Raw genomic sequence first — 24,140 nt, 5'->3', positions numbered from 1 at the left:
TGTCCTACAACATAATAAAATAATGGAGATACGTTTTATGAAGATACTCGTTATTGAAGATGATCATGAGACGGGGCATTATCTCGAAAAAGCTTTTTTGGAAGTAGGGCATTCCGTTGATGTTGCTTATGATGGGGATACGGGATATGCTTTAGCAACCACGGAAAATTATGACGTTATGGTTGTTGACCGAATGCTTTTACATCGTGATGGTCTTTCTATTATTGCTGAATTGCGCGCTAAAGGCAATGAAACACCGGTTCTTATCCTGTCTGCTTTAGGGCAAGTTAATGATCGTGTAACGGGGCTGCGTGCAGGGGGAGATGATTATTTGACAAAGCCTTATGCTTTTTCTGAACTTCTTGCGCGTGTTGAAGTTTTACAACGGCGGAAAAATCCTAAAGAAGCAGAAACTGTTTACTGTGTAGGTAATCTTGAGCTTGATCGGTTAGCACATACGGTAAAACGAGGTGATAGAAACATTCTATTGCAACCACGAGAGTTTCGTTTACTTGAATATTTGATGCGTTATGCCGGGCAGGTTGTTACACGCACTATGCTTTTGGAAAATGTTTGGAATTACCATTTTGATCCACAAACGAATGTCATTGATGTCCATATCTCCCGTTTGAGAGCCAAAATTGAAAAAGATTTTGATGTTCCCCTTCTTCATACAGTGCGTGGAGCTGGATATATGCTGAAAGTACCAGATAACAAAGCATGAATCGTTTGATTAATATAATGCGCACGACAGCGCTAAGGCTTTCAGCACTTTACATTTTATTGTTTGGATTGGTGGCAACAGGACTTTCTATTTATATGACGGCATTTTCTGCTTCATTGTTAACAGAGCAAACTGAACAGGCTTTACATGAAGAATTAAAGTATATTGAAAATGCTTATAATTATGGGGGATTATCCTTATTAATGCGCACTATTGATTATCGTTCAAGACAACCAGGAGCATTTCTTTATCTTGTCACGGATTCTATGGGGCGTATTTTAGCAGGAAATGTAGCACGTATTGAATTAGGTCTTTTGAATCAGAGTGGTTTTATTTCTACCTCTTTTTTATATTCCCGTTTTGGAGAACATGGCAAAACAAGTGAACATCGCGCTTTGGCGGTTATTGTTGATTTACCTAATGCTATGAAGATTCTTATAGGACGTGATTTGGATGAGCCAGAACGTTTTGCTGTTGTTATTCGCAAAGCTGTGATCATTGCACTTGCTGCAATGGTTGGAGGCGCTTTACTCATATGGTTTTTTGTTGGCAGGAGAGCTTTACAAAGGATTGATCATGTAACGGCTGCATCACAGCGCTTGATGGATGGTGACTTCAGTGGGCGTTTACCTGTCTCTGGAGTAGGGGATGAGTTTGATCGATTGTCAACCAATCTTAATGTTATGTTAGACCGCATTGAAGAGTTAAATATTGGTTTACGTCAAGTATCAGATAATATTGCTCATGACCTGAAAACGCCGTTAACGCGTCTTAGAAATCGTGCTGAAGAAGCACTTTCAGGAAATAAGACAAAGCTTGAATATCGTCAGGTCCTTGATAGGGTTATTGCAGAATCAGATCAACTTATTTGTACGTTCAATGCAATTTTAATGATTTCACGTATTGAGGCCAGCAGTGCAATTGAGCATCTTGAAATGATGAATATGAAACTGATCCTTGAGGATGCTGTTGAGATTTACGAACCTTTTGCTGAAGAGTCAGGTGTTTTACTTCGGTTGGGGAATATATTTGATAAAGAGCTTAAGTTGAATCGTGAGCTTGTTGCACAATCAATTTTTAATCTTATAGATAATGCCATTAAATATGCGTCTAAAGGTGAAAGGAAAGCGGAGGTTTGCTTATCAATGGAATATCGTGATGAACATTTATTAGTTGTTGTGAGCGATAATGGACCAGGAATAGCAGAGGATAAACGTGAAAAAGTGACAGAACGATTTGTTCGTCTTGAAGAAAGCCGCACACAACCTGGGTTTGGGATTGGGTTAAGTATAGCAAAAGCAGTTATGAAGCTTCACGGGGGTGAATTGTTACTTGAAAATGCAAATCCAGGGCTTAGGGCTGTTTTGTTATTTCCTTAAAGATATTTTTCTTCACTTTTCTCTTTTCATACGTAACAACTATTTTAAAAGTATAAAGCAGTAGAAAGGAAAGCAAAATGCTTTTCAAGGGAGCGCAGACGAAACAAGCTTTTTTAAAAACACAGCTTCTCCCTTTATGCCCTCTCGATAAAAGTAGTTCCCAATGGTTAAAAGACATGGAAGAACAAGCAAGGAAAGAAGGTTTAGAATCGCTTATTTCCATCATTTCAGAGAGTGGAACGCAGATTGATTTTATCAGTTCGGTTATGACCTTATCTCCTTTTTTGCGTGAGGTTTTAATTGCCAATCCATCATATCTTAGTGCTTTATTAAATGTTGATGTAGAAACAAGGCTGAGCGAAATTATAGATGATATTACGGCTATCGATAAGGATGAAACTATAAATGAAACTTCATTGATGGCTGCTTTAAGGCGCAAAAAACGAGAAGCGCATGTTCTCATTGCTTTAGCTGATTTGGGAGGTGTTTTTACTTACGAAGTTTCATGTGCTTGGTTGACACGTTTGGGCGAAGCAGCATTAAGTGTAGCACTACGTTTTCTATTAAGAGAAGCGCATGATCATGGTAAGATCAATTTATTAAGCCGTGAGAATCCAGAAAAAGACTGTGGTTTAATTATTTTAGGGATGGGAAAGTTAGGAGCAGGGGAACTTAATTATTCTTCTGATATTGATCTTATTGTTTTCATTGATGAAACATCACCTCATATTGGTAATCTTTCTGAAAGTGTTGACGTATTTTCTAAAATGGTACGCCGATTAATCCGTATCATTCAAGAACGCACTGCGGAAGGATATGTTTTTCGTCTTGATTTTCGTCTTCGTCCAGATCCAGGTTCAACCCCTTTGGCCTTACCAGTAAGGACTGCATTGCGTTATTACGAAGGGCGTGGGCAAAATTGGGAACGAGCAGCCATGATTAAAGCACGTCCAGTTGCTGGTGATAAGAGGGCAGGTTTTAACTTTCTCAAAGAGCTGTTTCCCTATGTGTGGCGGAAATATTTAGATTACGCTGCTATTGCTGATATTCATTCGATCAAACGTCAAATTCATGCGCATAAAAATTACGGTCAAATTGCAGCTTATGGGCATAATATAAAGTTAGGTCGTGGTGGTATTCGTGAGATTGAGTTTTTTGTTCAGACACAGCAACTCATTGCTGGTGGACGTTTTCCTCAATTACGTGGACGTCAGACAGTTGCAATGTTAGCAGAACTTCACACGCTTGGTTGGATCAGTGAGAAAACGAGAAATAGCCTTATAAAAAGTTATGCTTTTCTTCGAAATGTGGAACATCGTATTCAAATGCTTTTCGATGAACAAACACATCTTCTTCCAAATGATACTGCTCAATTCACAAGTGTTGCCTATTTAATGGGTTATCAAGACAGTAGCAGTTTTATCCGTGATTTATTAAAAACACTTCAGGTTGTTGAAAAACATTATGCAGCACTGTTTGAGAATGAGCAAGAACTTGGTTTAGAAATTGGTAATTTAGTTTTTACCGGTGAAGAAGATGATCCGGAGACATTAATAACGTTAAGCCGTTTAGGCTTCGAAAGAGCAAGTGATATTTGTCGTATTATGCGCACGCTCCATTTTGGTCGTTATAAAGCAACGCAATCAGCCGAAGCACGCGAGAGATTAACGGAATTAACACCAGCTCTTTTGAAAGCTTTTGGTGGGACAAAACGAGCTGATGAGGCGATGTTGCGTTTTGATGGTTTTTTACAGGGCTTACCTTCAGGAATTCAGCTTTTTAGTCTTTTGCAGTCTAATCCCTCTCTTTTGGATATGCTTGTCCTTATTATGGGTGCTGCTCCACGTCTTGCAGAAATTATTACACGCAGATCCCACGTTTTTGATGGAATGTTAGACCCAAATATTCTTTCAGAATTACCAACAAAAACGTATTTAGAAAAACGGCTTGAATATTTTCTTGAAAATATTCTTTCTTATGAGGAGATTCTTGACCATTTAAGGATTTTTGCAGATGAACAACGTTTTTTGATTGGTATTCGAATTTTGAATGGTGCAATTACAGGAGAAAGAGCGGGTTTTGCTTTTACTGCACTTGCTGATCTTATGATTACAAAAACATTTGCTACCGTTCAAGAGGAATTTTCTCGTCTTCATGGTCGTATTAAAGGAGGGCGTGTTGGCATATTGGGTATGGGGAAACTTGGAAGTCGTGAATTAACAGCAGATTCCGATGTTGACCTCGTTTTGCTTTATGAACATGATGATGATGCAGAAATATCTGATGGAGAAAAGCCTCTTTATATTTCTCAATATTATACGCGTTTAGCACAGCGCCTCGTTTCTGCTTTATCCACTCTTACAAGCCAAGGTGTTCTTTATGTCGTTGATTTAAGGTTACGGCCGTTAGGCAATAAAGGACCTATTGCTGTTTCTTTTCCATTTTTTAAAAAGTATTATCGCCAAGAAGCATGGATATGGGAATATCTTGCTTTAACAAGGGCTCGAGGCATTGCAGGAGATCCTGATTTTTTACAAAAGCTAGAAAATGAAGTGTGTGCAATTATTGCTATTTCTCGTGATAAGAAGGAAGTTGCAAAAGAAGTGTGTGAAATGCGTTCCTTGATTGCAAAAGAAAAGCCGCCAAAAAATCAATGGGATTTTAAAACGATGTCTGGTGGCATTATGGATTTGGAGTTTATTGCTCAATTTTCTCTTATTACGCATGTCATTGAGTTTCAAATTGGAGCGACGACAGCGGATATTTTAGATCACTTACCAAACAGTTTTCTTAATCAGTCATGTATTGCTGATTTACATTATGCCTATCGTCTTTATACAAATTTGAGTCAAATTATACGGCTTTGCTTAAATGATTCTCTTGATCCCAATGACATGCCACCTGGATTAAGTGACCTTTTGTTAAATAGTGTTGGGGAACCTGATTTGCTTCGTGTTGAAAAATTAATTGCAGAAACTGGGCAATTGGTCTGTTCAGTTTTTACAAAAATCATGAAACATTAAAATAATTCTATAAGAATAATAAAAATTATTAATTCCATTTTTATATATTAATTTTTGTCTTTTATTTCATTACACGCTTGAGAGGGTTAGAGTGAAGTTCTCTAGTGGTTTTTCAAGTGTGATGAAAAAATTTCTCTGTTAAATGTGCTATTCTAGGTATTATTCTTTATACAAAAAACGATGAGTGACTAGTTTAGTGAATGATATGCTTTATGAGCCTTATCTCATTCTTTTCAAAAAATTGATATTATAATTATTTATATAATTCTGGATAATAATGATCAATATGAAGCTATAAAAGCTACTATAGATTAATAGTTTTAGGAAATTATAAATAAGATTTTAATTTTTCAACTGTGTCATTTTTGCTATAGATTTTTTGAAAAAAGTGTGAAACGATTTATTATTATTTATGTATCACATTAGCTTTTAGGGGAGCAATTATGATTACAAAGTATTTAGCCTCAACATCTATATTTTCTTTAATTTCAATTTCTGTAGTACAGGCATCGGATATCGCTATTCCTGAACAGCCTGTTCCTGTTATTGCAGCGCCTGCTTTTTCTTGGACAGGATTTTATCTTGGAGGACAGATTGGTAACTTTTCAGGTAAAACAACTGCAAGTTATTTAAAAGATGAGACAAGGATATGGAATCCAATTGGAAAGGAGAATTTACCTAAACTTTCTGGTTTTATAGGGGGAGTTTATGCAGGTTCCAATATTGATATCGATAATAGTTTTATTATAGGTATTGATACGGATATTATGTGGTCTGGTAAAAAGGATTCTAAAGATGTCGATCTACCGGAAAAAAGTCCAACTGAAGAAAAACCACAACCTACAGAAGAAAAAAGTCTAACAAGAGATTTGCATGAGAATGATTCAACAAGGCGTATTAAAGCTGTACGTCATACCTTAAAACAAAAATGGGCTGGTGCTACACGGGTGAGAGTTGGTTTTGCGATTGAGCGTATGATGCCTTATATTTCCGGAGGGGTTGCTTATACGCAGCTTCAGAATATTTTTGGGTTAGTTACTGATAGCAAAAATGGAGAAGTTGATTTTTCTGATTGGTTGCATGATGAAAAAAAGACCATGATTGGTTACACCCTTGGAGGTGGTATTGATTTTGCAATGACTGATAATGTTATTGTGCGTGCAGAATATCGTTATTCAGATTTTGGCAAAAAAAAGTTCATACAGGATAAATTTGAAATGGGCTACAAAACAAATGATTTCCGCGTGGGTGTAGCTTATAAATTTTAATTTTTTGCAGAATTAAACAATTCAAAAGTCTCATTTTCGAATGAGGCTTTTATTTTTCAGATATGCGCTGGAAAATATTCTTCACTCAAAAGAGCTACTATTTTATTCGAACAATACGTTGATTTATAAATATAATTTACTTTTTGTCATGTTGAGTGAGAGATCCAAGGATCATAAGATTTTCTCATTTTAAACCTATACCATGTTGACCAATCAAAACCGCGTCTTTTGTACGTCAAAAGGAGGGAGAGCAGTGAGATAAAAAACATTAAAGAAAGAATAAAAATGCCTCTTATGAATCATCTTAAGTGCCAAAAGCTGTCGCTACATTGGGGATTGGCAAAGTGTGAGGTTTGATACTAGCTTGCTTTTCCATAAACGTAAAGATGGTGATGCTAAATGGACTTATCATTACATCATTCATAGGTGCCGTCGGGAAATGAGTTTGGGTGCTGTAAAAGATGCTTTTTTAAACCAACACATGAATTGGCAACTTAATGGTGTTTTGTTTTATTTGAAAGACCTCTGATACAATCGACTTTTCTGTTTTGCGTTATCGTAAAATATTTTATTTAATAACAAAAAGATCGCAAAAAAAATTCTAAAGCACGTAAAATTACATCCGCAATATAACTCAATAATAATAAAAATTCATATTATAATTTTTATTATTATTAGATATTTTATGTGATATTATAAATAATAATTTATAATAATAAAATAATTATAAAGAGTATTATAAATTTATTTATAGGAAAAAATAGATAGCAAATTAGGAATTTATCGAGACATAAAAAACATTATTACCTATATCTGTTATCGAAATATAATCTATTATTTTTTATATTTTTTTTAAATGTACGATAATAAATATCGAGTGAAATAGTAAGGGATTATTTCAAATCTATTTACGATAAATCAATCAACATTATTTGTTTATAAATCACAAGTAGGTTGGGTTATTTAAATTATATACTTTAGTTATTATTTGGCTTTTTTAGTCATCTATTTTCAGGTATAGAAGCTGAATGAGCTTCTCTATTATTCTATAAAATATCATCATTGTAATATTATAAGGATTTTACGCATTAGATGCTTTTGGAGGAGTGTATGATGAAATTTAAAGCAGGGTTTATGTGTAGAGCTTTGTGAAGTAAATCACATGCGCAATTAGCAGCTGGAACCCGTGCGACAAGAATCCGGATTATTTATAAATCAGATGGGGTAGAATTTTCGTCCTTTAGGGCGGGAAGGAAGAAAACCAATAAGTTTGTAAAAAGCTCGTTACATAAGTGGGGCAGCAGATGGAATTCTCTGAGAAAAATTGATCTATTAACAGAGAAGGTGAAACTTTGTCTTTTAAGGAGAAAAAGGGAAATAAGAATTATGATTTCCAAAGGGATATGAAATAAAAATATTTTCGTTTTTGGTTGTTTTGGCAACTATGAAGGTGTTTAAAGATTAATTGTTTCAGTACATGCAATCTCGTTTTTGGGGTTGATAATGCTATAACGTTGTAATTGGCAATGCCATTGATTTTGTAAGCGTTCAATGGAAAATAAATTAAAGCCTGCGGGTGGTTTTTTATCACCAAAAGCTTGTGATGCGGAAGGAACACCAACAATAGGAATTTTTTTAATTGGTCCTTCAATGTAATTCAATGTGGGTAAATGAGTATGTCCGTGAAGAATAAGTTCACAACCGTGATATTTGATAACGTTTAGAAAACGTTTTATATCCCGTAGTTTTTTATGCCAAGACGTTGCATTGGGAAAGGGGGGATGGTGAATCATGACGACACGAAAAAGGTTGCGCTGTGCTGCTTCTTTTAAAAAGAGCGGTAAAGTTTGCGCTTGCATTTTACCAAAATAACCAGAAGCTTGAAAAGGCAGTGTCGCAATGGCTGAAGAAGCTGCTATGATGGCAACATCTTTGCGAATGCGCATATAAGGAAAGACGCTTTTTTGAGGGATGTCACCTGTAATCCAAGGTTTAAAGAGAGTGCATGCTTTTTGGAAAGCGCCGCGGACATAGGCATCGTGATTTCCAAATGTCAAAGAAATATCTTGAGGTTGTCCTAAGTTAAGTAGCCAACGACGTGCTTGTTCAAATTCCTTATCGAGAGCAAGATTTACAAGATCACCAGAGATCACAAGGTGATCAGGTTTTGTTTTGTTCAAGGCATCTATTAAAGTTTCTAGGACGTCTGTTGCCATCTGACTCTTACGTTTTTTTTGCCAATTCAGATAACCGGTAAGACGTTTCCCAGAAAGTTCGAAGAGGGAAGGTTGCGGGAGAGGTGAAAGATGTACATCCGATATATGGGCAAGATAAAACATAAAAGCTCGTAGAGTATTAAAAACGATTTAAAGAATAAACATAAGATAAGTTAGTGCTTAAAGGCAAGAAAGATTGTAAAATAAAAATTAGCTTGCAAAAAAGAACGCCTCAAGCGGAATGTTCCAAATAGAATATCCCCAATAGAATATCCCCAATAGAATATCATTGTGTTGTACATTCACATATTTGTAAAAAAAAACATTTCTCAATGCGTTTGAGCTAATTTCACGACCGGTATTCGATGCTATAATAGAAAGCTTCTGTGAAGTATATAGGGCTTACTGTACACTACCATCTCTACGCTTATACAAGGTGCAAATAAAAACCATCATACTATTTTCCCCCAATTTTATGAAAATCCTTGCTTTAAGAGGATTCATAAGAGGTATTTCATTCTTTTCTTCGATGGTTTCTATCCATACTGCATCTCTTCTAATAATACGCAAGAGAATGTTTTTTATTTTTTTAATATGAGGATATTTGAAATAAGGAGAATTATACTGTATTTTTAGTTATAAATCAATACGTTATCTAATTATAAAAGACAAGTAAATACGTAAAAAGATAAGCTGAATTTTAAAACTATTATACGAAATCTCAAACCTTTTAACGTCCTTCATAATACCACATGCTGCTCAACAGTAAAAGGCAAGCAAGCAATGCAAAAAAACCAGAAAATATCGAAAAATAAAAGGTATTGATTAAACGGGTTTCTGTTGCTTCTTTCAGAACAATTGAATGTTCTGGGGAAGAGGACGGACTTGTTTTTGATTGAATCAGCTTGAATGGAGGAAGATGAATGTTTTCTTTTCCCTCAGGGTGTAAACGTCCGATGTAGCCGCCTGTGTGCTTAATAATGGGGGCTAGTTTTTCTTGTGTTGAAGTCAAGTCAAACAACTCAAGATTATCGAGCATCCCTACAGAAGAAAGTATTGTTAAATCGCCATTTTTAATGGTAAAAATTCCTGTCTCATCAGTGGTCACAGTTGCAGTAAAAAGGCCTTCTTGATCTTTGGTCAGAGTAATATTTTCTTTTTTTCCAGAGGGAAAGATTATTTCAGCGGGTTCTGGATGGTCTTTTAGAGTTTGGCGGCGAATTGTTAAATGATGATGGCTGCTGGTCGCACTTAATTTTTCTTCTTCAAGTTCTGGTTCTTTCATGAGCCAATGAGCAATTCGTCGATAAAGAGCAGCATAAGGACCGCCGCCTTCGAAACCTCGAGCCCAAAGCCAACTTTCATCAGAAAGCAACATGCCTACACGTCCTTTATCAACATGCGAGAGAAGTAAAAGTGGTTGCTCATCGGCTCCTTTCATGAGGGCGATTCCGTTATTTATGTTTTGAATAGCAATTTGTCTCAACCATTGCCCCCATTGAGAAGCTGGAAGGTTAAGTGTTGCAAGACCTCTTGTGACAGGATGGCGCTCACCTTCTTTGGTTAATGTGGGGCGAAAAGGTTTTTCAATAATAGTTCCATTAGGTAATGCCGGTAAAATGCTTATTAAAGGTGTTTTCGCAAGTGAGTTTTTTTGGGCAAATTCAGGTCCTGTTACCATCAACAATGCCCCCCCCTTTTGTACATATTGGGCGATATAATCATAATAGATTAAGGGGAGAACAGTAGAGTGCTGGTAGCCATCAAGGATGATGAGATCAAAGTTATTAATTTCTTCAACAAAGAGTTTTCTTGTGGGAAAGACCACTAAGGATAATTGGCTTGAGGGCGTATTATCTGCTTTGGTGGGAGGACGCAAAATAGTAAAGTGAACAAGATCAATATTGGAGTCACCTTTCAAAAGGTCTCGCCATGTCCGTTCTCCATTATAAGGAGCACCTGAAATAAGAAGAACGCGTAAATTTTCTCTGATTCCTTCAATAATTGTTATGGCGCGGTTGTTTTCAAAGCTTAGTTCACCTTTGTGTGGATCGGTTATAACTTGGATAATATTTTTTTCAGCATGAGGAAGGGTAATTTCAGTTTGAAAAATCACGCCAGGAGTCACAGAATAATGGCCAATGTCTTGTCCATTGATGCTTAGTGTAATATTTGCTTTCTGTGGTATTGTTTTTTTGGTGGGGCCTTTATCTTCTACCAAAATGGAGAGCGTTTGTGGTTTGTTGACAAGGGCAAATCGTGGAGGAGAGATAAACTTAATTTGGCGATCAAATTCATCTGAGTGCCCTGTAATCAGAGCATTGAGAGGTGCTTCATGATGAAGGTCTGATAGGTCAGGAATGTCATGCACTTGTCCATCGGTGATAAAAATGGTTCCTGCATAACGAGAGAGCGGTACATCAGATACTGCTTGTGTTAAAGCCTCAAACAAATTCGTTGAGGGCGCATACTGATTATCAGCAAGTTTTCCAGCTTCAATAAAGCGTGGTTCAAATTGTGGATAATGCGCCAATGCTTGAGTTAATTGCGCGCGCGCTTCATCACTGTCGTTTGTACGTGTTCCAAATGTTTGGCTTTTGCTGCGGTCAATAACAATTCCCACTGTGCTTTTCAGTGGTTCGCGCTGTTCTTTTATGATCATTGGATTGAGCAAAGCAAGGATGAGGGCGCTTAATGCCATCAGACGAAATAAAGAACCTTGCCGTTGCGTAACAAGACCAACAACGACAAAAAGAATCGATATTCCACTTAAGAACAGAATCCAAATGAGTGGTAAAAAAGGCTGAAAAGTGAAAAATGATATCATTGCCTTCTTTCTCTTTTAAAGCGTTCCAAGAGTGCTGGAACATGAACTTGATCCGCTTTATAGTTTCCTGTAAGAACATAAAGGACAATATTTAAACCTGCACGAAATGCCCATAGACGTTGCATTGGATCATTGGGAACAAGGGGATATTTCCATGTCCCTTTTTCATCGAGTGCCCAAGCACCGGCAAAGTTATTGGCAGTAATGAGAAGAGAACTTACATTATCGCCGCTGGCAAGAGAATTTTTATTTTTTTTGTTTGTTGAGGAGGATTCAATCCATAAAGGTGAACCACGGTAGAGACCAGGAAAATCTGGCATAATATAAAAAGAACGTGCAACAACATGATCTGTTGATGCTGGCTCAATGGATGGAATATTTAACTCTTTTAAGATATCTCGTAATCTTTGCGTTTCTGGAGTGGCATCTCCTTCAAGATTAAGATTGCTCTTTATCTGATCGCGCGTGTCAAATAAAATTGTTCCCCCATGTTTCATAAAGTTATTTATTTTTTCAAGGCTTTTGGGGGTTGGTATAGGACTTTTAACATCAATTGGCCAGTAAATAAGAGGATAAAAAGAGAGTTCATCTTTATCGAGATCAAGTGCTGTAACAGAGCCGAGGGTAAGCATTGTGCGCTCTGCGATAAATTGACTTAACGCTTCTAGACCACTTTTACTCGTTGTATCAATTTCATGATTATTGGTTATAACATAGGCAAGATGTGTTGCGCCGGCAGCTTGTACACTATCATGATGGTTTTCTTTCGTTTGTGCATGAAGAGTTGGATCATATGAAAACAAGGCAATAAGACTTATAAAGGGGAGGAGAAACATATTACGCCGTTTCATGAAAGAAAAAATATCTCCCATCCATAAAATGAGAAAATTGTCAAAGGCGAATAATAAGATGGCTAATCCTAAAAGTGGACCAATAAGATTTTTTTCTTTTGTATCGTAAGATAAAGGGCTTTTATTAAGAGAAGTTGGCAATGATGATTGTTTCATCAAGTGCGACGAATGAGTTAAGAGATTGAGTGCATAAAAATTGTTTTTGACACCATAAAGTCCTGGGGGAGTATGGTAGGAAGGATGGGGTGGATTTTGAGAGTCAAAGATCAAAGGAACAACATCAGAGGGTGGTACTTGTAATTGTCCGTCAACGGCTATAGTTCGCCAAGGGCTTTGTACCACGGTTCTTTTTTCTCTGTGTGTTAGGTTTGTGTTTTCGTTAGAACCTAATGTGATTAATTTTTGCAGCATTTGTGCAAAAAAGCCAGAAAGAGGAAGATTAGACCATGTTGGGTCAGGAGCAACATGAATAAGAATGAGGGTTCCTTTACCACGTTTTGCTGCGGTAATAAGAGGAGTTCCATCCGAAAGGCTAAGCCACGTTTTTTCAAAAAGATCTGGGGTTGGTTCTGCGAGGATTTGGCGCGAGACAGTGACATCTTTTGGAAAAGGAAGATCAAAGAAAAAGCTATTTTTTGCAAAAGGGGCAAGCTTTTGTGGTTTTGTCCAAGACATAATACTTCCAAGGGAACGTTGACCTGGGCGTAGTGGTATCGGAAGAAGGTTATCGTAATGTTCTGCACTACTGAGTTTTTCTCCTGCAAAGCGGATGAGTGTTCCCCCTTTATTCACAAAATCAGAAAGTTTTTTTTCTGCTTTTGGGGGTATGTTAACAATGTCACCCATAATCAAAACAGATGGATTTTGTTTAAGCAAATGATCAATATCCGTTGAAAGTTCTCTTCCACCGGCTGTTATAAGCTGTGTATGACCTTGTAAGGCTTTGATAATGTAATAAAATGGAGCAAGTAAAGGCTGTGCCATTTCATTGGTATCTGGTGAGAGAAGAGCAACACGGCTTATTCTGTTATGGCTGTCTACCAAGAAGGTTGCAGCAGCATGGTTTTGATTGTTTATTTTTATCCAAGCGATATCATTGCGTAGTTCAAGTGGTACATTAAAAGGAACAAGTGCTGTTGTTTCTCCTTCAGAGAAATTGTTCGTAAATTGACCGAGAAGTTGATTATTTGAATCGTAGAGGCTGAGTATAGCGGGAGTGTTGCTGTGTGTTGTTGAGCGGATAATACGCGCGCCCATGTTTCCATTGTTATTTTCTATGGATGTTATGCCGGTTAAATCGGAAATATCAGTCAAATACCACAAGAAGTTTCTAGGTTTTAATTCTTCAAGATGAGCAAAAGCTTGCTCATCTTCATTTGTTCGTAATCCATCACTTAAATAAGCAATATCAAGAGGTTTTCCTTTGGTTATTTCGCTGAGTTTTTTGAAGGCATGCACACGGTTGACAGGCCAAGGACGCGGTTGCAAATGCATTAAATGCTGTTTTATAATCTTGGCTGGTTGAGGCTCTATATTGGAGATATCATTTTCAGCCGTTGCAACAAGATAAATATTTTTTTGCTGTTTTTCTGCCTGTGCAAGAAGCATTTCAGTGATAGAGATGCGCTTTTTCCATTCTTTTACAGAAGCCCAACCATTATCAATAATGAGTGCAAGGGGTTGAGATCCAGAAAAGCTGATTGGTTTTTGATTCCAAGTGGGGCGTGCTAGAGCTATGATAACAAGTGCCGCTATGGTTAAACGCAACAAGAGCAACCACCAAGGTGTATGTTTTGCTGTTTCTTGTTGATGAGTTGGTTTGGGTAAGAAGCGAAAAGGGGGAAAAAGCTCTTTGCGCGGAGATGGAGGAGTTATCCGTAACAGCCACCAAATGACCGGTAGGAACAAAAGCCCTAGTAACAGAAAGGGAGCAGCAAAACTCAAAGTGCCCTCCTTTTTTGCAATGGAGAGTCGCTCATTGTATTTGCAAGATGAAAAATGGTCTCTGTTAAAGGTTGATCCGTTGTACTAACGTGATAAGACCATCCTTGGCGTGCGCAAAAATTTACCAATTCTTGTCGCCTTGCGTGATATAGTTTACAATAGCTCTTACGAAGATCTTCTGCTTTAGTGGAAACATGTTTCTCTTTCGTTTCAGGATCCAAAAATTCTGTGTGACCTGTGTAGGGAAAGTTTTCTTCTGCGGGATCAGAAATTTCAATTAAATGAGCTGTCACCTGTTTTGTAGTTAAAACGGTTAAATGTTGGATGATTTTTTCAGGATAGTCGAGAAAATCACTCATTATAACGACATGTGAAAAGCGTGTAATCGTTGAAAAATCCGGAAATGAATTTTCATCTGAATGATTTTCTAAAGCAAAGGCTATTCGTTCTACGACATTGGATGTCATTGTGGGGGACATTAAGTTGGGAATAGCAATATGTTCGCCACTGCGTGCAAGAAGGGATGCCAAGGTAAGGGTAAGAATAATGGCATGATTACCTTTAGAGATTTTAGAAAAGCGTGAACAGTAATGCATTGATGCGCTCTGATCAGGACAAAGCCAAACGGTTTGTGTCATTTGCCATTCGTTTTCGCGCAGATACGTATTTTCATCACGCGCTGAGCGACGCCAATCAATGCGGGTAATGGATTCTCCTTCCATATAGGGACGAAATTGCCAAAAGTTTTCCCCATTACCGCTTTTACGTTGTCTGTGCCATCCGGTTATCAGTGTATTAGCGATATGACGCGCTTGCAAAAGGAAATATGGCATTTTGCCAGTATCCTTATGCAGTTCATTTGCCAGAGACAATGGAGGTTTTTGTAAAACTTTTTTGCCAAGTGCCATTCAAAGAGCATCTTTCACAAGGTTATTGATAATATCTTTTACGGTTATATCTTCAGCACGGGCAGAAAAATTAAGAGCCATGCGGTGTTGTAATACGGGATAGGCTAATGCTTCAACATCATCAAGTGAAGGGGCTAAGCGTCCATAATAAAGAGCACGGGCGCGAACACAAAGTGAAAGGGCTTGTGATGCCCGTGGACCAGGTCCCCAAGAAACATAAGTATTAGCAAGGCTATTGTCTTTATGAGGGCGAGATGAGCGGACAATTTTTAAAATAGCTTCAATCACATTTTCTGAAAGAGGCATTTTGCGAACGATATTTTGAATTTTTTGCAATTTTTTGCCGGATAAAATTGGTTTTGCATTTGTTTTTTTTTCTTTTGTTGTTTCTAAAATAATCCGTCGCTCTGTTGTGAGGTCAGGATAGTCAATATCGATTTGCATCAAAAAGCGATCCAGTTGTGCTTCAGGAAGTGGATATGTCCCTTCTTGTTCGAGAGGATTTTGCGTTGCAAGAACATGAAAAGGTTGTGGCAAATCATAACGGGTACCTGCAACAGTAACATGATATTCTTGCATAGCTTGTAAAAGGGCTGACTGTGTCCGTGGGGAAGCACGATTGATTTCATCGGCCATGAGAAGTTGCGTAAAAATAGGACCTTGAATGTATCGAAAAGAACGTTTACCGTCTTTATCGGAATCCATAATTTCAGAACCAATAATATCCGATGGCATTAAGTCAGGAGTGAATTGGATGCGTTTTTCATCAAGCCCTAAGACTGTTCCCAATGTTTCAACAAGACGTGTTTTTGCAAGTCCTGGAGCACCGACAAGAAGGGCGTGACCACCAGCAAAAATAGCGATTAAAGCATATTCGATTACCTGATTTTGCCCAAAAATAACTTTGTCAATTTCTTGTTGTAAAATATCCAATTCTTTGTGTGCCGTATCAATATCATCAATAATGACTTGAGCCTCATGATTGATATTGACCTTTTTTATAAAATTGGATGATGGATCATGTTGACTCATATTTCTTCCTTAAGGCGTTTGTCGCAAAAATGGTAATTTTCTCTGCATGATAATGAATATCTTATTGTTTGTAACAGAAAATGAGAAGAAATGAAGTATCATATGCCATTTTTTTCATATTCGTATATAAGAAGAGAAAAGTTTCTTTGGACGGAATAGACGTGCTTTATAAGGGATGTCTTAAAAATTTTGTTTTATGAAGAGGGTGCTTTAAAGCAATGAAGACAACTTTTTTGAAAGGTTAAAGGGTGAATATAAGACAGAACTTCAAACAGGTTGCGTGGTTACAACAAAGTGATATTCAAACACTTCTTCGTGTTTTGTCTGAGGAGGGGGAAGAGGCGCGTATTGTAGGGGGAGCAGTGCGCAATCAACTGCTAGGGCAGCCTATTAGTGATATTGATATTGCAACAACCTGTTTGCCGCAACAGGTTATTGCACGTGTAGAAGAAGCAGGATTTAAAGCTATTCCTACAGGGATTGCTTTTGGTACAATAACAGTAATTGCTCATTCATGTTCTTATGAGGTTACAACGCTTCGCTGCGATATTGAAACAGATGGTCGTCATGCAAAAGTGGCATTTGGTCGTGATTGGAAAAAAGATGCTGAACGGCGGGATTTTACGATAAATGCACTTTATTGTGATGCTGCTGGAAACCTTTATGATGATGTGGGAGGTTTGAGTGATATTGCTAGCCGAACAGTTCGTTTTATTGGGGTTGCAGAAGATCGTATTTGCGAAGATTATTTGCGTATTTTACGGTTTTTTCGCTTTTTTGCGTGGTATGGAGCAGGGCGACCTGATGTGCAAGGATTGAAGGCATGTGTTCATTTAAAACACGGTTTAAAAAAACTTTCTTCTGAACGTATTTGGGCAGAAATGAAAAAGCTTCTTGCGGCGTTTGATCCAACGCGTGCTCTTTTATGGATGCGACAAAGCAGAATTTTGGCACTCATTTTTCCTGAAACAGAACGATGGGGCATTGATGCAATTCACGCATTGGTGAAGACAGAACAGACTCTTGGTTGGAAAGTTGATCCATTATTACGGCTAGAAAGCCTTCTTCCTCCTGACCCCATACGTCTTCATGAAATGGCACAGCGCTTGCATTTTTCCCATAAAGAAAGAACGCGATTAAAAGAATGGGCAGAGTTAGAAATAATAAACCAAAACTGTTCTGATCATTTTGTGCAAAAACTGATTTATTTTCATGGACGACAGCCAGTTTTAGATCAATTATCGTTGTCTGTCGCTGCATCACATCTTAATCATCTGGAAAAAAGTGATGCTTTGCAAAAAGCAGAGGGTTATGTCAAGCTTCATCAGCTTGCCAAAAAATGGCAGATTCCAACTTTTCCCATTAATGGTAACGATTTAATAAAGAAAGGTTTTGCTAAAGGTGTACTTTTAGGAAAAAAGCTTAAAGAGTTAGAAATGATATGGGTTGAAAGCGGATTTTTAATGGATCGTCATGTATTATTAGAAAAAATTGATTTATAACATTTCTGTTTATATTTTTTAAGTCAACATATTAATTTATAAGCATCATTATTCATGTGAAATAAGAGCTCCAAATATTGTAAGGTTATTTCAAACCTGTTCATATTAGATCAATCAAAATTATTTGCCTTAGATGTCACAAGTGAGGAAAAGTGATTACAGAGAGGAAAAATGTCTCTTATGAACCATCTCAAAGATAAGGATTCTCGAAAATGAGAATGAATAAAGAGAATAGTGATAGCGGTTTGCACTTTGTATGAGCATGAAGAGGGGGATATCTAATGGATTTTTACTAGGAGGAGTATTTAATCATTTATAGGTGGTGATATGAAATGGATATGATGGGCACTAAGAAATGTTTATTTTATCAGCACTTGATTGTTGGAAAATGATAGGCATTATACACTCTAACTGTTTTTTATATATTGTATATTGTTTTTCGTAATAATTTATGTTTTTTTACAGGAATTCTGTAAGTTATTCCAAAAGTATTATTGAAACGTATGCGCTTTTAATTACTTATTATACGCTATAAAAAATATTTTTTAATTATTTAAAACCATATTTTATGTATTTTTATCGTTCTATTAAAAATTTTAGTGGAATTGTTGTGTTTTTATAGATTACAGGTTCTTTCATGATAACCAATTTGGCGTAATGCTTCTCCTGTTGTTATGGCTACGCTCATGGCGAGATTTAGAGAGCGTGCCTGTGGTTGCATGGGAATTTTCAATGTGTAATCGGCCGCTTCATGAACATAATCGGGAACGCCAGCTGTTTCACGACCAAAAAGTAAAACATCATTTCTTTGATAGCATATCTGCGTATAGCATGTTTTTGCTTTTGTACTTAAAAGCAACAGGCGGCGGTTTAAGTGTTTCATGGAGCTTATAAAATGTTGCCAATCAATGTGTCGTTCTAAGGAAGCATATTCGAGATAATCCAATCCTGCGCGTTTGAGATTACGATCCGACAGATTAAAGCCTGCAGGTTCAATAATGTGCACATGTAAACCAAAGCAAGCGCTAAGACGTAAAATCGTTCCAGTATTACCAGCAATATCAGGTTGGAAAAGAGCTATATGAAGTGTCATGTTCTCTGTAATATGATTTTTCTTTCGACTTTGTAAAGAAGCACCACAATTTATTCGAAAAATATGCTTTGAGAAATACATGTTTTTACGGTTAATTTTTATTCCCTTTAAATTTCAGGGAAAAAGTTATGTATATAGGTCTGTTTGGGATAAGAGAGAAGCTCCCTATTAGAGACTTCCTTTTATTGAGCAATCCATGAAATGGATTGGCTCATTATGTTGAAAAGTGGGGTATTTAATGAGGTTAGATCATCCATTTTAATTAAAATCAACAAAATATGCTTTTTATGCAAAAACAGAAGCGAAAAAAATACTCATGCAACCAGTTGGAATTGAGGAAGGGAGAGATGCTGTAAATGTGTTAAAGAAATAACCGATAAGCTCAACTTATTTACTGAGATATGGTCATAACAAGATAATGTTTCTTTCTTTAGAAGTGTTTATTTACATGCTATCTCTGATTTTCACGGGTGGGGGAGTAATTTTGATTGATTAATATGAATAGGTTTGAAATGAAAGAAACTTACGGTGTTTCAGGATTTCATTCACTCTGTAAAACGATGAATTATCATTATAAAACAGTTTTTGTATAAACCATACAAATGGCAGGAGTTTTTTACGGGGATGTTTTCATGGTTGAGGTAACTGAATGATCAAGCATTGTACAATGGGAGAGGGTATGGTAAAAGAATGTTTTAGCAAAGTGTCTCTTTAAGTTAAGTCCATGGGTGAGCAAACGAGGCGGGATTTTCTGTTTTTGGTAACAGCTGTTGCAGGAGCAGTTGGAATGGGAGCGGTTGCGTGGCCTTTTATCCGTCAGTTGCGTCCAGATGAAGCTGTTTTGGCATCTTCCTCTGTTGAGGTTGATCTTTCTGGTATTGAAGAGGGGATGTCGGTAACGGTAAAGTGGCGAGGACAGCCTGTTGTTATTCGAAATCGTACGGCAAAAGAAATTGCTGATGCGCGCGCTACTGAATTGAGACTTCTAAAAGATCGTCAAGCGCGCAATCCTAATCTTGAAGGTGAAAAAGAAGCAACAGATTTTGCGCGTTCAGCAGGTAAAGGACGTGAAAATTGGCTGATTGTTATTAATCTTTGTACGCATCTAGGCTGTGTAACACTTGGGCAATCGGGTAAATTTGGAGGATGGTTGTGTCCCTGTCATGGGTCTGTTTATGATACCGCTGGAAGAGTGCGGTCAGGCCCAGCTAACTATAATTTGACTATTCCACCTTACCAATTTCTTTCTGATACTTTGCTCAAAATAGGATAAAGTCATGATAAGGTTTCCTCCTTATTGTCCTAAAAATGCTCTTGCCCGTTGGTTTGATAAGCGTTTTCCTCTTCCTCGTTTTTTTTATAATGCATTTGTGATTTTTCCTGTTCCGCGTAATCTTAATTACTTTTACACATTTGGCGGTATTTTAACCATTATGCTTTTATCACAGCTCTTGACTGGTATTGTCTTGGCTATGCATTATGTTCCGGATATTCATTTGGCTTTTGAAACCAGTGAACGATTTCGGCGTGAAGGGCAGTTTGGTTGGCTTTTTCGTCCATGGCATTGTGTAGGCTCTTCGTTTTTTTTTATTGCTGTTTATATCCATTTGGCACGTGGACTTTATTATGGTTCTTATAAAAACATGCGAGAAATGGTATGGGTTACAGGTATTTTTATTTATATCATCATGATGGCAATAGCATTTTTTGGTTATGTGCTTGTTTGGGGGATGATGTCTATTTCAGCGGCTTCAGTGATTGCAGGGCTTTTTAAAACGATACCTTTGGTGGGGACATGGTTGCATGAGACACTTCTGGGTGGTTATGTCGTAGGACAACCAACGTTGAATCGTTTTTATGTTTTCCATTATGTTTTATCATTTATTTTGCTTCTTTTTGTGGGGCTGCATATTTGGGCAATCCATTGTGTTGGGCAAGGTAATCCAACGGGTCTTGCTATACAATCAGATAAGGAAACAGTTCCATTTTCGCCTTATGCGCTTATCAAAGATATTTTTGCTATTACTGTTTTTCTGATCTTCTTTGCCTGGTTTTTGTTTTATATGCCCGATTATATGGGGCAGGCTGAAAATTATAGTGTGGCAGATCCTTTAAAGGTACCTCTTCGTGTGGTTCCAGAATGGTATTTTTTGCCTTTTTATGCGATGCTTCGTGCTATAACTTTTGATATTGGTATTTTCTCTTCAAACTTTGTTGGTTTTGTTTTATTCGTCAGTTCGATTTGCATTTTAATTTTTGTGCCATGGTTAGACCGTTCTAAAATATGTTCAGCAAGATATCGACCTGTTTATAAAATTTTCTTTTGGGCGTTGGTTATTGATGTCGTTTTTCTTGGTTGGTTGGGGTCAAGAGAAATAAGTGATAAAATTCTTTTATGGACACAATTGGCTACTGTTTATTATTTTATATTTTTTTTGGTTATTTTGCCGATTTTGCCAGCGTTTGAAAAAAATTGTTCTCTTCCTTCTTCAATTATGCAAGATTTAAAACAGAAAAAGAGACTATGGTAAATGTTTTTGTCGGACTGATTTTTATTGTTGCTATGAGCTTTTCTGCTCAGAGTTTAGCGAGTGATGACTCTGATCAGGAAGAGGGATTTATTTCTTTTCCTTTACAAGTTCCTAAAAAACAAAAATGGAGTTTTTCAGGTCCATTTGGGCTTTATGATAAGGCGCAATTGAGGCGCGGATTAAAGGTTTATAAACAAGTTTGTTCCAGCTGCCATGGGCTAAAATATGTGGCTTTTCGCAATTTAAAAGCTCTAGGGTATGATCAAGAACAGATTAAAGCTTTGGCGGGGCAATATGAAGTGCGCGATGGCCCGAATCGAGAAGGAAAATTTTTTAAACGTGCTGGGGTTGCAACGGATTATTTTCCTTCTCCCTTTTCACATGAAGAAGAAGAAAGATTTATTTTGAATAGTGCTTATCCTCCAGATTTGTCATTGATGGCACGTGCACGTGGGGTATCTTTGCCGTTTCCTGCTTTAATTACTGATGTATTAACTCATTATGATACAGCTGGTCCAGATTATATTACAGCTCTTTTAACAGGATATCAGAAGGCACCGAAGGAGATAAAAATTGCGAATGGTTATTGGTATAATCCTTATTTTATTGCCGGTAATTCTTTAACGATGGCTCCTCCTTTGAGTGATGGTATGGTTGCTTATGAAGATGGAACTCCAGAAATCATTGAACATTATGCGCGCGATGTTTCTGCTTTTTTGATGTGGGCTGCTGATCCTCATATGGAAATTCGTAAAAAAACCGGTTTTCGTGTTATTTTATTTTTAATCATTTTTGCAGGGCTTGTTTATATTTTAAAAAATCGTATTTGGTGTGGTTTAGAAAAAGAGTTAGAGAAAGAAACAAAAGACGAAATAAAGAGAAAAGGGTAAAGCGACAAGGCTCGAAAGAGTATAGAGTATAAAGAGCATAAGGAACAAATCTTTTTATGATGCATTGAGGTTTTATAAAGTAAAAGCAAAGTAAAAATGGAGATGTTAAAATGAAAAAAATTGCATGTACTACTCTTATGTCAATTTTGATGGTTTCTAGTACTTATGCTCAGTCTTTTGAAGTGCCTTCAAAACCTGAAATGATCTCTTCGACGGGTATTGTACAGGTGGGGATAGATAAGTCTGTGCGTTATGTGACACCTTTAGCAACGGATTTTGTAGCTTCCAGTCTTATAGGCGCCAATGTATATAATATAGAAGATGAAAATATTGGTGAAGTAAAAGATATTATTTTACGTGAAAATAATATTGCAGGATTTGTTATTGCTGTTGGTGGTTTTCTTGGCATAGGCGAGAGTTATGTGGTCGTTTCTCCAGAAACAATCCAGATGACAAATGATTATGGTAAATGGAAACTCATTACAAATGCGACAAAAGATTCTTTAAAGGACGCTCCAACATTTAAATACGAAGGGCGTTGGACACGCTAATTTTATATTTTCATTCTTTAATGGATAAAACTGTTGCTATCATAATCATATGCTAGCAACAGTCTTTTTGTTCTAAAAACACTTGAGAGCTTTTGCGACAAGATTCCAGGGAGCTATTACCAAAGTTTTCAAGATAAACTATTAAGACAGAGTGAAGATTTAAGTATTATGTTTAAATAACATGATATCGCCATCTTGCACAATGTATTCTTTTCCTTCATCGCGGGCTTTTCCTGCTTCTTTTGCACCGCTTTCTCCACCCAGAGCAATATAGTCATTGTAGCTGATGGTTTGAGCACGAATGAAACCGCGCTCAAAATCTGAGTGAATAACGCCAGCTGCTTGGGGAGCTTTTGTACCACGCGTAATTGTCCATGCTCGTGTTTCCTTAGGCCCACAGGTGAAGTAAGTAATGAGATCAAGTAAATGGTAACCAGCGCGAATGAGGCGATTGAGACTCGGTTCAAAGAGTCCTAAAGCATTGAGATATTCTGATGCTTCAGCATCACTCAGTTGTGTGATTTCCGCTTCGATAGAAGCAGAAATGATAATGCTTTGCGCATTTTGCTCTGTTGCCATTTTTTCAACTGTTTGGGTAAAGCTATTTCCATGAGCGGCGTCATTTTCGCTTACATTACAAACATAAAGTACAGGCTTGGAGGTTAAAAGATTCAAGCTTTTAAGAATGTGGTGTTCATCGGAAGAGATATCTTTGAGCAATAACCGGACAGGGTTTCCCTGTTGCAGTATGTTTAATGCTTTTTCCATAATAGGCAAAATTGTGAGAGCTTCTTTGTCTTTTCCGGTTGCTCGTTTACGAATTTGTATGATTCGTCTCTCAAGACTTTCAAGATCCGCAAGCATGAGTTCGGTTTCAACCGTTGTTGCATCACTAACAGGATCAATACGTCCCTCTACATGGGTAATATCTTCATTTTGAAAACAGCGTAAAACGTGGACAATGGCATCGACTTCGCGAATATTGGCTAAAAATTTGTTTCCTAAACCTTCGCCTTTTGAAGCTCCTCGCACAAGCCCCGCAATATCGACGAAGTTAATGCGTGTAGGAATCATTTCTTTTGAACCAGCGATTGATGCAATTTTTTCCATTCGTAAATCTGGAACAGCAACTTCACCGGTATTGGGTTCAATGGTACAGAAAGGATAATTGGCAGCCTGTGCAGTGGCTGTTTTTGTTAATGCATTAAAAAGAGTTGATTTCCCAACATTAGGTAATCCGACAATACCGCATTTAAAGCCCATGAGAGTCTTTCTTTTCGTTTGATTTTATAGTCAAGATAAAGCTTCTTTTTTATAGCATATTTTCATAAGAGTTATAGTCCTTGCCTTGCGATAAGTGAGAAAAAAGTATAAAGTAGCAGGTATCTGCTTTTTTTACCT

16 protein-coding genes are annotated in these 24,140 nt (G+C 37.2%); 9 read left to right on the top strand and 7 right to left on the bottom strand.

Annotation, left to right across the window (positions count from 1 at the left end; genetic code table 11):
* The first annotated feature begins 37 nt into the window (after positions 1-37).
* The 4 genes from ACFILH_RS08755 to ACFILH_RS08740 all read left to right on the top strand — a co-directional run bounded on the left by ACFILH_RS08755 (position 38) and on the right by ACFILH_RS08740 (position 6,394).
* The gene (locus ACFILH_RS08755; RefSeq protein ID WP_273791552.1) at positions 38-724 is read left to right on the top strand and encodes a response regulator transcription factor; all 687 of its coding nucleotides are present in this window, start codon (positions 38-40) and stop codon (positions 722-724) included.
* The gene (locus ACFILH_RS08750; protein ID WP_273791553.1) at positions 721-2,103 is read left to right on the top strand and encodes a HAMP domain-containing sensor histidine kinase; all 1,383 of its coding nucleotides are present in this window, start codon (positions 721-723) and stop codon (positions 2,101-2,103) included. The genes ACFILH_RS08755 and ACFILH_RS08750 overlap by 4 nt, the downstream gene beginning before the upstream one ends.
* 77 nt (positions 2,104-2,180) lie before the next feature.
* The gene (locus ACFILH_RS08745) at positions 2,181-5,126 is read left to right on the top strand and encodes a bifunctional [glutamine synthetase] adenylyltransferase/[glutamine synthetase]-adenylyl-L-tyrosine phosphorylase (RefSeq protein WP_375667663.1); all 2,946 of its coding nucleotides are present in this window, start codon (positions 2,181-2,183) and stop codon (positions 5,124-5,126) included.
* A gap of 443 nt (positions 5,127-5,569) precedes the next feature.
* On the top strand, positions 5,570-6,394 hold the full coding sequence (locus ACFILH_RS08740; RefSeq protein ID WP_273791555.1) for an outer membrane protein: 825 nt from the start codon (positions 5,570-5,572) through the stop codon (positions 6,392-6,394).
* A gap of 1,454 nt (positions 6,395-7,848) precedes the next feature.
* Here ACFILH_RS08740 and ACFILH_RS08735 read toward each other — a convergent pair.
* The 5 genes from ACFILH_RS08735 to ACFILH_RS08715 all read right to left on the bottom strand — a co-directional run bounded on the left by ACFILH_RS08735 (position 7,849) and on the right by ACFILH_RS08715 (position 16,172).
* The gene (locus ACFILH_RS08735) at positions 7,849-8,733 is read right to left on the bottom strand and encodes a metallophosphoesterase family protein (protein ID WP_375630853.1); all 885 of its coding nucleotides are present in this window, start codon (positions 8,731-8,733) and stop codon (positions 7,849-7,851) included.
* A 607-nt stretch (positions 8,734-9,340) separates the two neighbouring features.
* The gene (locus ACFILH_RS08730) at positions 9,341-11,437 is read right to left on the bottom strand and encodes a glutamine amidotransferase (protein WP_375667661.1); all 2,097 of its coding nucleotides are present in this window, start codon (positions 11,435-11,437) and stop codon (positions 9,341-9,343) included.
* Positions 11,434-14,232, bottom strand: a complete 2,799-nt coding sequence (locus ACFILH_RS08725) for a DUF4159 domain-containing protein (protein WP_375666866.1) — start codon at positions 14,230-14,232, stop codon at positions 11,434-11,436. The genes ACFILH_RS08730 and ACFILH_RS08725 overlap by 4 nt, the downstream gene beginning before the upstream one ends.
* A complete protein-coding gene (locus tag ACFILH_RS08720) occupies positions 14,229-15,140 on the bottom strand; it encodes a DUF58 domain-containing protein (RefSeq protein ID WP_375657744.1) in 912 nt (303 codons plus the stop codon). Before ACFILH_RS08720 ends, ACFILH_RS08725 begins: the two co-directional genes overlap by 4 nt.
* Positions 15,141-16,172 carry an AAA family ATPase gene (locus tag ACFILH_RS08715; RefSeq protein WP_375664717.1) on the bottom strand — a complete coding sequence of 344 codons (1,032 nt, stop codon included), beginning with the start codon at positions 16,170-16,172 and terminating at the stop codon, positions 15,141-15,143.
* A 248-nt stretch (positions 16,173-16,420) separates the two neighbouring features.
* Between ACFILH_RS08715 and ACFILH_RS08710 the strand changes: the two genes are divergently transcribed.
* Entirely contained in the window at positions 16,421-17,674 is a 1,254-nt protein-coding gene (locus ACFILH_RS08710; protein WP_375667660.1) for a CCA tRNA nucleotidyltransferase, read from the top strand.
* A gap of 616 nt (positions 17,675-18,290) precedes the next feature.
* On the opposite strand, the gene ACFILH_RS08705 is transcribed toward ACFILH_RS08710, so the two are convergent.
* Positions 18,291-18,767 (bottom strand): tRNA (cytidine(34)-2'-O)-methyltransferase, encoded by a 477-nt coding sequence (locus ACFILH_RS08705; protein ID WP_273791242.1) that lies wholly within the window; start codon positions 18,765-18,767, stop codon positions 18,291-18,293.
* Positions 18,768-19,491: 724 nt separating this feature from the next.
* Between ACFILH_RS08705 and petA the strand changes: the two genes are divergently transcribed.
* The 4 genes from petA to ACFILH_RS08685 all read left to right on the top strand — a co-directional run bounded on the left by petA (position 19,492) and on the right by ACFILH_RS08685 (position 22,739).
* Positions 19,492-20,040 (top strand): ubiquinol-cytochrome c reductase iron-sulfur subunit, encoded by a 549-nt coding sequence (petA, locus tag ACFILH_RS08700; RefSeq protein WP_375622263.1) that lies wholly within the window; start codon positions 19,492-19,494, stop codon positions 20,038-20,040.
* Positions 20,041-20,044: 4 nt separating this feature from the next.
* A complete protein-coding gene (locus ACFILH_RS08695) occupies positions 20,045-21,298 on the top strand; it encodes a cytochrome bc complex cytochrome b subunit (RefSeq protein ID WP_375643123.1) in 1,254 nt (417 codons plus the stop codon).
* Positions 21,292-22,188 carry a cytochrome c1 gene (locus ACFILH_RS08690; protein ID WP_375667658.1) on the top strand — a complete coding sequence of 299 codons (897 nt, stop codon included), beginning with the start codon at positions 21,292-21,294 and terminating at the stop codon, positions 22,186-22,188. The genes ACFILH_RS08695 and ACFILH_RS08690 overlap by 7 nt, the downstream gene beginning before the upstream one ends.
* A 110-nt stretch (positions 22,189-22,298) precedes the next feature.
* Positions 22,299-22,739, top strand: coding sequence for a PRC-barrel domain-containing protein (locus ACFILH_RS08685; RefSeq protein ID WP_273791238.1), 441 nt, complete (start codon positions 22,299-22,301; stop codon positions 22,737-22,739).
* Positions 22,740-22,898: 159 nt separating this feature from the next.
* Here ACFILH_RS08685 and ychF read toward each other — a convergent pair whose 3' ends face one another.
* On the bottom strand, positions 22,899-24,002 hold the full coding sequence (ychF, locus tag ACFILH_RS08680) for a redox-regulated ATPase YchF (protein WP_375630839.1): 1,104 nt from the start codon (positions 24,000-24,002) through the stop codon (positions 22,899-22,901).
* Between the last annotated feature and the right edge of the window lie 138 nt (positions 24,003-24,140).

The organism is Bartonella sp. CL435QHHD, from assembly GCF_042195095.1.
Classification (GTDB): Bacteria; Pseudomonadota; Alphaproteobacteria; order Rhizobiales; family Rhizobiaceae; genus Bartonella.
This window is presented reverse-complemented; position numbering and strand designations above follow the sequence as displayed.